This window comes from Saccharopolyspora shandongensis (assembly GCF_900106995.1).
GTDB lineage: Bacteria > Actinomycetota > Actinomycetes > Mycobacteriales > Pseudonocardiaceae > Saccharopolyspora > Saccharopolyspora shandongensis.
This window is the reverse complement of record NZ_FNOK01000019.1, coordinates 105,003-117,458: the sequence shown is the minus strand read 5'-3', so window position 1 is coordinate 117,458 and position 12,456 is coordinate 105,003. Positions and strand designations below refer to the sequence as shown.

General features: G+C 70.2%; 12 protein-coding genes. 8 read left to right on the top strand and 4 right to left on the bottom strand.

The window, feature by feature from the left end; all coding sequences use genetic code 11:
- Positions 1-9 precede the first annotated feature (9 nt).
- Together BLW84_RS21320 and BLW84_RS21315 are read left to right on the top strand one after the other, a co-directional pair.
- On the top strand, positions 10-1,350 hold the full coding sequence (locus BLW84_RS21320; protein ID WP_093267804.1) for a uracil-xanthine permease family protein: 1,341 nt from the start codon (positions 10-12) through the stop codon (positions 1,348-1,350).
- Between the two features lie 83 nt (positions 1,351-1,433).
- Entirely contained in the window at positions 1,434-1,814 is a 381-nt protein-coding gene (locus BLW84_RS21315; RefSeq protein ID WP_093267803.1) for a VOC family protein, read from the top strand.
- 22 nt (positions 1,815-1,836) lie between these two features.
- On the opposite strand, the gene BLW84_RS21310 is transcribed toward BLW84_RS21315, so the two are convergent.
- Positions 1,837-2,511, bottom strand: coding sequence for a TetR/AcrR family transcriptional regulator (locus BLW84_RS21310; RefSeq protein WP_093267801.1), 675 nt, complete (start codon positions 2,509-2,511; stop codon positions 1,837-1,839).
- 139 nt (positions 2,512-2,650) lie between these two features.
- Between BLW84_RS21310 and BLW84_RS21305 the strand changes: the two genes are divergently transcribed.
- Complete coding sequence (locus BLW84_RS21305; protein WP_093267800.1) at positions 2,651-3,859, top strand: cytochrome P450; 1,209 nt, start codon at positions 2,651-2,653, stop codon at positions 3,857-3,859.
- Positions 3,860-3,870: 11 nt separating this feature from the next.
- Positions 3,871-4,080 (top strand): ferredoxin, encoded by a 210-nt coding sequence (locus tag BLW84_RS21300; protein ID WP_093267798.1) that lies wholly within the window; start codon positions 3,871-3,873, stop codon positions 4,078-4,080.
- 130 nt (positions 4,081-4,210) lie between these two features.
- Here the strand turns inward: BLW84_RS21300 and BLW84_RS21295 are convergent, their stop codons facing one another.
- Positions 4,211-5,260, bottom strand: coding sequence for an NAD(P)-binding domain-containing protein (locus BLW84_RS21295; protein WP_093267797.1), 1,050 nt, complete (start codon positions 5,258-5,260; stop codon positions 4,211-4,213).
- A 260-nt stretch (positions 5,261-5,520) separates the two neighbouring features.
- On the opposite strand from BLW84_RS21295, the gene BLW84_RS47595 reads away from it, so the two are divergent.
- The 3 genes from BLW84_RS47595 to BLW84_RS21285 all read left to right on the top strand — a co-directional run bounded on the left by BLW84_RS47595 (position 5,521) and on the right by BLW84_RS21285 (position 7,684).
- Positions 5,521-5,670 carry a hypothetical protein gene (locus BLW84_RS47595; protein ID WP_177226602.1) on the top strand — a complete coding sequence of 50 codons (150 nt, stop codon included), beginning with the start codon at positions 5,521-5,523 and terminating at the stop codon, positions 5,668-5,670.
- 380 nt (positions 5,671-6,050) lie between these two features.
- On the top strand, positions 6,051-6,644 hold the full coding sequence (locus BLW84_RS21290; RefSeq protein WP_177226618.1) for a class I SAM-dependent methyltransferase: 594 nt from the start codon (positions 6,051-6,053) through the stop codon (positions 6,642-6,644).
- Positions 6,645-6,994: 350 nt separating this feature from the next.
- Positions 6,995-7,684 (top strand): cysteine hydrolase family protein, encoded by a 690-nt coding sequence (locus tag BLW84_RS21285; protein ID WP_093267795.1) that lies wholly within the window; start codon positions 6,995-6,997, stop codon positions 7,682-7,684.
- Here the strand turns inward: BLW84_RS21285 and BLW84_RS21280 are convergent.
- On the bottom strand, positions 7,668-8,117 hold the full coding sequence (locus BLW84_RS21280; protein ID WP_245761287.1) for a MarR family winged helix-turn-helix transcriptional regulator: 450 nt from the start codon (positions 8,115-8,117) through the stop codon (positions 7,668-7,670). The two genes, BLW84_RS21285 and BLW84_RS21280, sit on opposite strands and share 17 nt — an antisense overlap.
- Before the next feature lie 126 nt (positions 8,118-8,243).
- The gene (gene acnA / locus BLW84_RS21275) at positions 8,244-11,060 is read right to left on the bottom strand and encodes an aconitate hydratase AcnA (RefSeq protein ID WP_177226610.1); all 2,817 of its coding nucleotides are present in this window, start codon (positions 11,058-11,060) and stop codon (positions 8,244-8,246) included.
- Between the two features lie 250 nt (positions 11,061-11,310).
- Between acnA and BLW84_RS21270 the strand changes: the two genes are divergently transcribed.
- Positions 11,311-12,243 (top strand): EamA family transporter, encoded by a 933-nt coding sequence (locus BLW84_RS21270; protein ID WP_245761286.1) that lies wholly within the window; start codon positions 11,311-11,313, stop codon positions 12,241-12,243.
- Positions 12,244-12,456 lie beyond the last annotated feature (213 nt).

Genomic DNA, 12,456 nt, shown 5'->3' with positions numbered 1-12,456 from the left:
GAGGGCGCCATGCGGCAGGGACTCGGCGCGAAGCTGGGCGTCGGCTGGAAGCTGCACGGGGACGGCAGCACGCCGCGCCCCGGCGAGGCGGTGGCCCCGGACGAGCGGCTTTCCTGGGGACGCACCATCGGGCTCGGTGCCCAGCACGTGGTGGCCATGTTCGGGGCCACCTTCGTCTTCCCGGTGCTGATGGGCCTGGACCCGAACCTGGCGATCATGGTCTCGGGCGTGGCGACCATCCTGTTCCTGCTCATCGTGCAGGGCAAGATCCCCAGCTACCTGGGGAGCAGCGCGTCCTTCGTGGGCGTCGTGACGGTGATCCGGGCCGGCGGTGGGGACAGCTCGACGGTCACCGGCGCGATCCTGGTGCTCGGCCTGGTGCTGTCCGTGGTCGGGGTGATCATCCACTTCGTCGGCCCGCAGGTGGTGCACAAGGTGCTGCCGCCCGCGGTCTCCGGCGCGGTGGTGATGCTGATCGGCTTCAACCTCGCCCCGGTGGTCGCCGAGTCGTACTGGCCGCAGGACCAGTGGATCGCGCTGATCACGATGGCCGTGGTGCTCGGCTGCAGCGTGCTGCTGCGCGGGTTCTGGTCCCGCATCGCGGTGCTGATCGGACTGGTCGTCGGCTACGTCCTGTCGTGGCTGTTCGACCTGGGCTTCGGACCGATCACCGCGCCTAACGCCATCGGTGAGGTCAGCACGCACCTCCGGCTCGACCTCAGCGGCGTCGCCGACGCCAGCTGGTTCGGCCTGCCGACGCTGCACGCGCCGTCGTTCGACGGGGCGGCGATCCTCGTCGTGCTGCCCGTGGTGATCGCGCTGATCGCGGAGAACACCGGGCACGTCAAGGCCGTCGAGGAGATGACCGGCACCAAGCTGGACGGCAGCCTCGGGCGGGCGATCTTCGCCGACGGCTTCGCCAGCACCCTCTCCAGCGCGGTCGGCGGCCCGCCCACGACCACCTACGCCGAGAACATCGGCGTCATGGCCGCCACCCGGGTGTACTCCACGGCGGCTTACTGGGTGGCCGCGATCGTGGCGATCCTGTTCGGGTTGTGCCCCAAGTTCGGCGAGGTGATCGCCGCGACTCCCGGCGGCGTGCTCGGCGGCATCACCGTCGTGCTCTACGGCATGATCGGCCTGCTGGGCGCGAAGATCTGGACGGAGAACCGCGTCGACTTCGGCGACCCGGTCAACCTGATGCCGCTGGCCGCCGGGCTGGTGGCCGGCATCGGCGGGGTGTCGCTGCAGATCACGCCGCAGTTCAGCCTCAGCGGCATCGCGCTGGGCACCATCGTGACGCTGCTCGGCTACCACGTGCTGCGCTGGCTGGTGCCCGCCCGAAGGTGAGGTGCTTCGCCGCTGATCGTCAGTGCGGCGGCGGCCGGCAGGTCGTAGGTTCGCAGACGACGACCGGTGTCGAGGAGGCCGCCATGCTGCGTCCTGTGCACTTCGAGATCCACGCGGGAGACGTGGATCGCGCCCGCGCGTTCTACTCGGCCGTGTTCGGCTGGCGGTTCCAGCAGTGGGGCGACGAGCAGTACTGGCTGATCTTCACGGGCGAGGGCCCGGGCATCGACGGCGGCCTGCTGCCCCGCAAGGGCACCGAGCCCTCCGACGAGACGCCGATCGCGGCGTTCGCGACGACCATGGAGGTGGCGGACGTCGACGCCATGCTGTCGATCGTGGAGTCCGCAGGTGGCCGGGTGGCGATGCCGCGGACCGCGCTGACCGGCATGGGCTGGGTGGCCTACTGCCGGGACACCGAGGGCAACGTCTTCGGCATGTTCCAGGCCGACGACCTGGCGAGCTGACCAGGGCGGCGAGCCGCGCCGGTCAGACGGTCTGCTCGTCGGCCGCTGGTGCGTTGTGCCGCGCCAGGGCGATGTCGGCGATGGTCACCGGCCTGCCGGGCAGCGGCGTGCCCGGGCGGGCCTGCAAGCCGTCGAGCATCAGCGTGAGGTAGCGGGCCGAGGCGTCCGGGCGGACGTCGTCCGGGGCGATGTGCACGCCCTGGAGCACGATCGACAGGATCATGCCGAGGTCGCCGCCGCTGACGTCCGGCCGCATCGAACCGTTCGCCTGCGCGGCGCGCACCATCCCGTCGAGGATCGTCAGCAGTTCTTCGCGCGCCTGCTCGACCTCCGGATCGGCGGCCAGGATCGCCCTGGCCCGCTGGGACAGCATCGAGAACCGGACGACCGTGCGCAGGTTGGCGGCGCGCAGCAGGAAGTCGCAGAGCGCGCGCCACGGGTCGGATTCGCGGTCGCCGATCGCCCGGGCCTCGTCCAGGACCTGCTGGAACGCGTCGCGGCCGATGGCGCCGAGCAGCGATTCGCGGTCCGGGAAGCGGCGGTACAGGGTGCCGATCCCGACACCGGCGGCGCGGGCGATCTCCTCCATCGGGACCTCGGTGCCGTGCTCGGTGAAGACGGCCCGCGCCGCAGCGATGATCCGGTCCCGGTTGCGGCGGGCATCGGCCCGCAGCCGTGGCGTGGCGTCGGTCGTCATGGTCCTCACTCACGTGCTGTGCGTCGGGTGGGCGGATTGTCGCATGTTCCGAGTCGAAAGTAGGTGGACGAATTTCTTCCGCTTCGCTATAACCGGAAGAGCATCATCCAGTTGTTCGCTGAGTGATCAGGGAGTCACGATGTCCGAGCAAGCCGTTGACCCGGCGGCCTACCCGAAAATCCGCACCTGCCCGTTCGCGTCCGCACCGGAGTACGCCGAACTGCGCGCCGAAGCACCGATCAGCAAGGTCCCGATGGCAGGCGGCGGCACCGCCTGGCTGGTGACCCGGCACGAACACGTCCGCCAGGTGCTCGGCGATTCGCGGATGAGCTCCGACCGGCGCCGCCCCGGATTTCCGCTGCTCTCGGTCGGCCAGCAGGCCACCGTCGGCAACGTGGCCCCGTCGCTGATCGGGATGGACGGGGCTGAGCACGCCGCCGCCCGGCGCGCGGTGCTCGGCGAGTTCACCGTGCGGCGGATCGAGGCGATGCGACCGCGCATCCAGCAGATCGTCGACGACTGCATCGACGAGATGCTCGCCGCGCCCCGCCCGGTCGACCTGGTGCGGGTGCTGTCGCTGCCGGTGCCGTCGCTGGTCATTTGTGAGCTGCTGGGCGTGCCTTACGCCGACCACGACTTCTTCCAGGCGCGCACCGGCCTGATCCTGCGCAAGACCACGCCCGTCGAGCAGCGCATCGCCGCGGTCGAGGAGATCCAGGCGTACCTGGACGAGCTGGTGACGGGAAAGGAGCGGGAGGCCACCGACGACCTGATCGGCAGGCAGATCCGCAAGCAGCGCGAAGCCGGTGAGGTCGACCACGATGCGCTCGTGCGGATGGCGCTCCTGCTGCTGGTCGCCGGGCACGAGACGACCGCGAACATGATCTCGCTGGGCGTCCTGGCGCTGCTGGAGAACCCCGACCAGCTGGCGGAGATCGTCGCGGCCCCGGCCAAGACCCCGACCGCCGTCGAGGAACTGCTGCGCTACTTCACCATCGTCGAGGCGGCGACCTCGCGAACCGTGACGGAGGACGTCGAGATCGGCGGTGTGGTGATCCCGGAGGGGGAGGGCGTCGTCGCGCTGGGCAGTTCGGCCAACCGCGACCCCGAGGCCTTCGACCAGCCCGACGAGCTGGACCTCGCCCGCAACGCCCGCGGGCACGTCGCGTTCGGCTTCGGCCCGCACCAGTGCCTGGGGCAGAACCTGGCGCGGCTGGAGCTGCAGATCGTCTTCGACACGCTGTTCCGGCGGCTGCCCGGGCTGCGGCTGGCCGTCCCCGTCGACGACCTCCCGTTCAAGTCCGACGCGAACATCTTCGGGATCTACGAGATGCCCGTGACCTGGTGAGAGGAGTGATCATGCGGATCGAGGCGGACCTGGACCGCTGCGTCGGGGCGGGCCAGTGCGTGCTGACGGAACCGGCGCTGTTCGACCAGAACGACGAGGACGGCCGGGTGGTGCTGCTGGCGGCCGAGGTGGACGACGGCGACGCTGGCTTGGCCGCGGCGGCCCGGGAGGCGGTGCACGTCTGCCCGTCGGGCGCACTGTCGCTGGTCGGCGACCGGTAGTCGCGGCGTGAAGCGGCGCCACCTCCCCCTCTCCTGGAGATGGCGCCGCCGGCGTGGTTGAGCCGCCACAGCGCAGCTTGCTGGCTGTGGCGGGCCGGTTGCAGGGCATTAGGTCCCTGGACAGGACCGATTAAGGTTTTCTTGATCTTTCCCGCACCAAGTCGGTGATTTCCCGGGCTGCCGCGCGGCCGGCGCGGTTGGCCCCGATGGTGCTGGCCGACGGCCCGTAGCCGACGAGGTGCAGCCGGGGCTCGGCGACCGCGCGGGTCCCGGCCACCCGGATGCCGCCGCCCGGTCCGCGCAGGTGCAGCGGCGCGAGGTGGGCGATGACCGGCCGGAAGCCGGTGGCCCAGAGGATCACGTCCGCGCGCTGCGACCGCCCGTCGGCCCATTCGACGCCGTCGGCGGTGATCCGCTCGAACATCGGCAGCCGGTTCAGCACGCCCCGGTCCCGCGCGGCCTGCACGGCCGGGGTGTTCGGGAGCCCGGTCGCGCTGACGACGCTGCCCGGCGGCAGGCCGAGCCGGACGCGGCGCTCGACCTCGGCGACCGCGGCCCGCCCGTCGACCGGCGTGAACTCGGCGTCGGTGAACTCCGGCGGCCGCCGGGTCACCCAGGTCGTCTCGGTGACGTCGGCGATCTCCAGCAGGTGTTCCACCGCGGAGATCCCGCCGCCGACCACGATCACGCGCCGGCCGCGGAACTCCTCGGGGCCGCGGTAGTCGGCGGTGTGCAGCTGGCGGCCGGCGAACGAGTTCTGCCCGGGGTAGTGCGGCCAGAACGGGTTCTCCCAGGTGCCGGTGGCGTTGAGGACCGCTCGGGCGGCCCAGGTTCCCGCCGAGCTGTCCACCAGCAGCCGTTCGCCGCCGTCGCGCACCGCGTCGACCTTGACCGGCCGCAGCACCGGGAGCTCCTGCTCGTACTCGTAGCGCCCGAAGTACTCCGGGACGACCTCGGCGGCGGGGCGGGCACCGTCGGTTTCGCGCAGCGGGCTGCCCGGCAGGTCGTGGATGCCGTGCACGCTGCCGAGACGCAGTGACGGCCAGCGGTGCCGCCACGCGCCGCCGGGCCCGTCGCCGTGGTCGAGCACCACGTGGTCGATGCCCGCTCGCTGCAGGTGGTACGAGCCGGTCAGGCCTGCCTGGCCGGCCCCGATCACCACGACGTCGATGTCCTCCACACCCTGCGGAACAGCCGCCGCGGCGGATTCTTCCCGTGCGGGAGGTGGTCTGTGCCACTGCCCGCGGAGTTGTTCGGATAGGCCAAGAGAGTGCGACGGAAGACACCCGTGGGGTGGCTTTAATCCCGCTCGAACAAAGCCCTACGATTGATTCCGTAAGCAGTGGTTCCCCAAACCTTCTTCCGTTCGTCCTGCCCTTTGCCGGGCGGTGCCTCGCGCGCGTGCGGAAGACGGGGAGGTTTGCAGAAGGGAGGCAAGAAGTGACAACGGTGTGGGTGGCCCTGGCGGCCGAGTCGGTTGTACTGCTGGCGGTGGCGGGAGCGATGACCAAGTGGGCGTGGCGGCTGCAGCCGGGCACCCCGGACCAGGTGATCGAGCCGGTCGGCCCCGCGGCCGAGCGCATCGCCTGAGCAAGCGCGCGGCGGGTTCGCTTCCACGACGGGAACGGGCCCGCATACCTCGAACCGGCCATGGCGGCGAATTCAATCGTCGCCCGGCCGGTTTTCGTTACCCAATTCCAGGTGCATTTTTCGCATTGACCGCATCGCGTTCATTCCGCGTTTAATTCGGACTCGGTTGTTTGCAAAGGTAACTAGCGCCGCGGGTGTCCCGGGCGCGCGGTGATCGACATGTGATGCAGCACATGCGGGTCGCGGCGGGTGTGGCGCCCGATAGGGTGGGCCGAACGAGGTCAGCACGCCGATCGGGAAGGGCATCCGTGAGTCCAGTCGAACAGTCCAGTGGTCCACAGCCGGGTGGTCCGGTGCTGCCCCGTTCGGGCTCCGGATCGGTGCTGACCCACTACCGGACGTTCATCGAACGCGCGGTCCGCAAGCCGAACCTGGTCGGCGCGGTCGCGCCCAGCTCGCCGAACCTGGCTCGCGAGATGGCGGCCGTGGTGCCGACCTCCGGCAACCCGGTGGTCGTGGAGCTCGGGCCTGGCACCGGGGCGCTCAGCGGCGCGATCGCCGAGCGGCTGCCCGCGGGCGGGCGGCAGGTGGCGATCGAACTGGACGCCGGGATGGTCGAGTACCTGGGCTCCGAACTGCCGTGGCTGGAGGTAATCCAGGGCGACGCGGCACGCCTCGGGGACCTGCTCGCCGACGCCGGTATCGACAAGGTGGACGCGGTGGTCAGCGGCCTGCCGTGGTCGATCTTCCCGGCGAAGCTGCAGCACGACATCCTGGGTCAGGTCGGCGCGGTCCTCGCGCCTGGCGGCGCCTTCACGACCTTCGCCTACGTGCACGCGCTGGGCATGGCCGGCGCGCGGCAGTTCCGCCGCCGCCTGGACCTGAGCTTCGACGAGGTGCTGACCTCGCGCACGGTGTGGCGCAACGTCCCGCCGGCCCGCATCTACGTCTGCCGCCGCCCCCGCCGGCTCTGAGCGCCGGGTCGCGCCCGGCGACTGCCGGTAGGGAGTGGTCCGGCATGGCGCGGCCGAAGCGGCGCCGGAAGGTTGCCGGGCTGCCCGAGCTCGTCCGTCGCGGCTGAATCCGCAATGCCGACAATGGAATCCTCGCGCATGAGGCGAACGCGGAGATCCAGCCGGGCCGGACTGGCCGGCACGTCGCCGAGTCCCGTGCTGTGAGTGGAGTGAACGGACCGTTTGTCGCGTCTAGCGCGGTGAGCGGTCCGTTCGCTTGATGTGGCCGCCTATTGACCTGAGCGCGGGGTCGGCCGCTGGGCTACATTTAGTCACGAATCTTGACTATCAATCTTCGTGACGGAGTTTCGATGCGGCTTTCCCTCGACGCCGGCCCGGCGTCGGTCGAACTGGAGACCGGCAGTTGCGCGGTCCTGGTGATCGACATGCAGAACGATTTCGCGGCGCCGGGCGGCATGGTCGACCGGGCGGGGCTGGACATCGGCCCGGTCCGGGACACCATCGAGCCGATCTCCCGGGTCACCGCCGCCGCGCGGGCCGCCTCGATGCCGGTCATCTACCTGCAGCACGGCTACCGGCCCGACCTGTCCGACCTCGGGGCACCGGGATCGAAGAACCGGCTCATCCACGAGGCGGTCGGCGTGGGCGACCGGATCACGACGCCCGCCGGCGGGGAAGGGCGGGCGCTGGTGCTGGGCACCTGGAACACCGAGATCCTGCCGGAACTCGCGCCCGGGCTCGACGACGTGGTGCTGCCGAAGAACCGCTACAGCGGCTTCTACGACACCGATCTGGACGCGACCCTGCGGCGGCTCGGAACCACGTCGCTGATCGTCACCGGCTGCACGACCAGCGTCTGCGTGGAGTCGACGATCCGGGACGCGTTCTTCCGGGACTACCTGCCGGTGCTCCTCGCGGACTGCGCCAGTGAGCCGCTGGGTCGGGCCAACCACGAGGCGTCGCTGGCGGTCATCGAGCACAACCTCGGCTGGGTGTCGGACTCGAAGTCCTTGCTCGCCGCCCTCACGCCCGTTCCGTGATGGTCCGCAGGGATTCCTTGAACTCGCGGTAGCGGGGCTCGGTGATCGCTTCGGCGTGCCGCCGCTCGATCGCGGCGATGATCCGGTCCGCGGTGCGCTGCTCGGCCAGCCCGCGTTCGGTCGGCACCACCAGCTTCGCCCGCCGGTCGGCGGGATCCGGCTTGCGCTCGACGTAGCCGAGCTCTGCCAGCTCGTCGACGATGGTGCCGATCACCTGTTTGTGCTGCCCCGAGAGCTGCGCCAGCTCGCTGGCGCGGACGCCGGCCGGATCCAGGTAGGCCAGCACGGCGCCGTGGCGCGGGGTGAGGTCGGCGAATCCCCGCTCGGCCAGCGCGTCGAACAGTTCCCGCTGCAGGGCGAGCAGCAGCCGCGCGCTCAGGGCCGCCAGATCGGGATCCGACGTCATCCGCTCGACCCGACGGTTGCGCTGCACTGCCACCTCGCCAGCCGTCGTCGGTCAGGACGCCCGCCAGTTTACGGGGCTCCCCAACGGGAACGGGCCCGGTGCGCTTGTGGCGCACCGGGCCCGTTCGGTAGTGCCCGCCGGATTGGCAGGGGATCAGGAGCGGATCATCTTGCGCAGCACGTACTGCAGGATGCCGCCGTTGCGGTAGTAGTCCGCCTCACCGGGGGTGTCGATTCGGACCTTGGCGTCGAACTCCACAGTGGAGCCGTCGGCCTTGGTCGCGGTCACCTTCACCGTCTGCGGCGTCTCGCCCTCGTTGAGCTTGGTGATGCCCGCGAAGTCGAAGGTCTCCGTGCCGTCCAGGCCCAGCGACTTGGCCGTCTGGCCCGCCGGGAACTGCAGTGGGATGACGCCCATGCCGATCAGGTTCGAGCGGTGGATGCGCTCGAAGGACTCGGCGATGACGGCGCGGACGCCCAGCAACCGGGTGCCCTTGGCCGCCCAGTCGCGCGACGAACCGGAGCCGTACTCCTTGCCGCCGAGCACCACCAGCGGGATGTCCTGGGCGGCGTAGTTCTGCGCGGCGTCGTAGATGAACGCCTGCGGGGCGCCGTCCTGGGTGAAGTCCCGGGTGTAGCCGCCCTGCACGTCGTCCAACAGCAGGTTGCGCAGCCGGATGTTGGCGAAGGTGCCCCGGATCATCACCTCGTGGTTGCCGCGGCGGGAACCGTAGGAGTTGAAGTCCTTGCGGTCGATGCCGTGGTCGGTGAGGTACTTGCCCGCGGGCGAGTCCGGCTTGATCGCACCGGCCGGCGAGATGTGGTCGGTGGTGACCGAGTCGCCGAGCAGCGCGAGCACGCGGGCACCGGAGATGTCGGTGACCGGCGCCGGCTCCATCGCCATGCCCTCGAAGTACGGGGGCTTGCGCACGTAGGTGGAGTCCGCGGCCCAGTCGAAGGTCTGACCCTCCGGAGTGGGCAGCGACCGCCAGCGCTCGTCACCCTTGAAGACGTCCTCGTAGGACTTGGTGAACATCTCGTTGGTGATCGCCGAGTCGATGGTGTCCTGGACCTCCTTCGGCGACGGCCAGAGGTCGCGGAGGAAGACCGGCTTGCCCTCGGTGTCGGTGCCCAGCGGGTCGTTCTCGAAGTCGAAGTCCATCGAGCCCGCGAGCGCGTAGGCGATGACCAGCGGCGGCGAGGCCAGGTAGTTCATCTTGACGTCGGGGTTGATCCGGCCCTCGAAGTTCCGGTTGCCCGACAGCACCGAGACGACCGACAGGTCGTTGTCCTGCACGGCGGCGGAGATGTCCTCCGGCAGCGGGCCGGAGTTGCCGATGCAGGTGGTGCAGCCGTAGCCGACCAGGTGGAAGCCGAGCTTCTCCAGGTATGGCCAGAGCCCGGCCTTCTCGTAGTAGTCGGTGACGACCTGCGAACCCGGGGCCATCGAGGTCTTCACCCACGGCTTGCGGGTCAGGCCCTTGTCCACGGCGTTGCGGGCCAGCAGCGCCGCGCCCAGCATCACCGACGGGTTGGAGGTGTTGGTGCAGGAGGTGATCGAGGCGATCACCACGGCGCCGTGGTCCAGCTCGAACTCGCCGAGCTCGTCGGAGGACACCTTGACCGGCTTGGAGATCCGGCCGTGGGAGCCGTTGGCGGCCGAGACGGCGGCCGGTGCGGACTCGTGGTGGGTGACCGCCGGGGCGTCGCTGGCCGGGAAGGACTCCTCACCGGCCTCGTCCACGGCCCGGTCGTCGGCGGTCTCGACCTTGGCGTAGTCGGTCAGCGCGGTGCGGAACGACTGCTTGGCCTCGGACACCACGATCCGGTCCTGCGGGCGCTTCGGGCCGGCGATGGACGGGACCACGGTGGACAGGTCGAGTTCCAGGTACTCGGAGAACTCCGGCTCGTGGCTCGGGTCGTGCCACAGGCCCTGCTCCTTGGCGTAGGCCTCGACCAGCGCGACCTGCTCGGCCGGGCGGCCGGTGAGCTTGAGGTAGCGGACGGTCTCGTCGTCGATCGGGAAGATCGCCGCGGTGGAGCCGAACTCCGGGCTCATGTTGCCGATGGTGGCGCGGTTGGCCAGCGGCACCGAGGCCACGCCGGAGCCGTAGAACTCGACGAACTTGCCGACGACGCCGTGCTTGCGCAGCATCTCGGTGATCGTCAGCACCACGTCGGTGGCGGTGGCGCCGGCCGGGATCTCGCCGGTGAGCTTGAAGCCGACGACGCGCGGGATGAGCATCGACACCGGCTGGCCGAGCATCGCGGCCTCGGCCTCGATGCCGCCGACGCCCCAGCCCAGCACGCCCAGGCCGTTGACCATGGTGGTGTGCGAGTCGGTGCCGACGCAGCTGTCCGGGTAGGCCTGGCCGTTGCGGGACATCACGGTGCGGGCCAGGTGCTCGATGTTGACCTGGTGCACGATGCCGGTGCCCGGCGGGACGACCTTGAACTCGTCGAAGGCGCCCTGGCCCCAGCGCAGGAACTGGTAGCGCTCCTTGTTGCGGCCATACTCGAACTCGACGTTGCGCTCGAAGGCGTCCGGCCTGCCGAACACGTCGATGATCACCGAGTGGTCGATCACCAGCTCGGCCGGGGCCAGCGGGTTGACCTTGGAGGTGTCGCCGCCGAGGTCGGCCACCGCCTCGCGCATGGTGGCCAGGTCGACCACGCAGGGCACGCCGGTGAAGTCCTGCATGATCACGCGGGCCGGCGTGAACTGGATCTCGGTGGCCGGCTCGGCCTTGGCGTCCCAGTTGGCGAGGGCTCGCACGTGGTCGGCGGTGATGTTCGCGCCGTCCTCGGTGCGCAGCAGGTTTTCCAGGAGGATCTTGAGGCTGTAGGGCAGCCGCTGCGCGCCGTCGACCGCGCTGAGCCGGAACACCTCGTAAGAGGCGTCACCGACGTTCAGCGTGCCGCGGGCGCCGAAGCTGTCCTTGCTCGCAGGTGCAGTCACGTTCAACTCCATCTCGCGACGGGCGCAAGTTCGGGAACGATTGCGAGTCTCGCGCACGTCAGCAGAGCATGCGCGGGGACCCGCTCTCTTCGGTGCTAACAGTACGCTTGTCCTGTATTCGCCCTCAACTAAGGGTCGGCAAACTCTCGATCACATGTACCGGGGTGTGCAAAACCGCCGTTTTTCCGGCCTTCCCAGTGAGTGGGACGGAAGTACCGAAAGCGGGTGCCGGGGCGTCGGAGCGGCGTGCTTCGATTGGCGCATGCGCAACCTGACCGACAACGCGAAGTCCGCCGGTGTGGCGGTCGCGATCGTCTCCGCGTTCTGCTTCGGCGGATCCGGGCCGTTCGCCAAGCCGCTGATCACCGCGGGGTTCACCCCGCTCCAGGTGGCTTGGCTGCGGTTGGCCGGTGGCGCGCTGCTGATGCTGCCGTTCGTGATCCGCTACGCGCCCGCGGTGCGCCGCGCGCCGAAGCTGCTCACCGGGTACGGGTTGTTCGCCATCGCCGGGGTACAGGTCTTCTACTTCGCCTCGATCGCCCGGGTGCCGGTCGGGGTGGCGCTGCTGATCGAGTTCCTCGGCCCGGTGATGGTGCTGGGCTGGATCCGGTTCGTCCGCCGCAAGCCGGTGACCCGCTCGGCGGCCATCGGCGTGGCGATCGCGATGGTCGGCCTGGCGTGCGTGGTGGAGCTGTGGTCCGGGCTGAGCTTCGACCCGATCGGCCTGCTGCTGGCGCTGGGCGCGGCGGGCTGCCAGGCCACCTACTTCCTGCTGTCCGACAGCGGGCCGGAGGTCAACCCGTTCGCCCTCGCCGGCTTCGGGCTGCTGCTCGGCGCCGCGGTCGTCACGCTGCTCGCGCAGCCGTGGGAGCTGGACTGGGCGCTGCTGCTGGGGCAGGTCGAGCTGGCCGGGTACCAGTTCCCGGCGCTGCTCGCGGTCGGCTGGATCGTCGTGCTGAGCACGGTCCTGGCTTACCTGACCGGGATCGTCGCGGTGCGCCGCCTCTCGCCGCAGGTGGCCGGGGCGGTCGCGTTCCTGGAGCCGGTGGTCGCCACGGTGCTGGCGTGGGCGCTGCTGGCCGAGGCGCTGGGCCCGATCCAGCTGGTCGGCGGGGCGCTGATCCTCGTCGGTGCCTTCGTCGCGCAGCGCGCGGCACCGGCGAAGACCCAGTCCGCCGAGCTGGCCGGGGTGTAGGTCAGGCGGTGCGGATGGCCGACCTCACCAGGTGGATCAGCAGGGTCTCGATGAGTGCGATGGCCACGCCGGTCAGGACGGTGGTGAGGAACTGGGGCATCTGTCTGCTTTCTCCCGCGTTGCTGCGTCGTTACGAACCGAATGTGCGCCAACCGGGTTAGCCGCCGTTGCGCGGGAGGTGAAGCGCAGGTGAATCGAGACAGAACAGTGCAG

What these genes read in the sequence shown, in the direction of transcription:
- BLW84_RS21270 (WP_245761286.1), top strand. Translation starts at nt 11,311, where the DNA reads ATGCGCAACCTGACCGACAACGCGAAGTCCGCCGGTGTGGCGGTCGCG.
- BLW84_RS21300 (WP_093267798.1), top strand. Translation starts at nt 3,871, where the DNA reads ATGCGGATCGAGGCGGACCTGGACCGCTGCGTCGGGGCGGGCCAGTGC.
- BLW84_RS21305 (WP_093267800.1), top strand. Translation starts at nt 2,651, where the DNA reads ATGTCCGAGCAAGCCGTTGACCCGGCGGCCTACCCGAAAATCCGCACC.
- BLW84_RS21320 (WP_093267804.1), top strand. Translation starts at nt 10, where the DNA reads ATGCGGCAGGGACTCGGCGCGAAGCTGGGCGTCGGCTGGAAGCTGCAC.
- BLW84_RS21310 (WP_093267801.1), bottom strand. Translation starts at nt 2,511, where the DNA reads ATGACGACCGACGCCACGCCACGGCTGCGGGCCGATGCCCGCCGCAAC.
- BLW84_RS21315 (WP_093267803.1), top strand. Translation starts at nt 1,434, where the DNA reads ATGCTGCGTCCTGTGCACTTCGAGATCCACGCGGGAGACGTGGATCGC.
- BLW84_RS21285 (WP_093267795.1), top strand. Translation starts at nt 6,995, where the DNA reads ATGCGGCTTTCCCTCGACGCCGGCCCGGCGTCGGTCGAACTGGAGACC.
- acnA (WP_177226610.1), bottom strand. Translation starts at nt 11,060, where the DNA reads ATGGAGTTGAACGTGACTGCACCTGCGAGCAAGGACAGCTTCGGCGCC.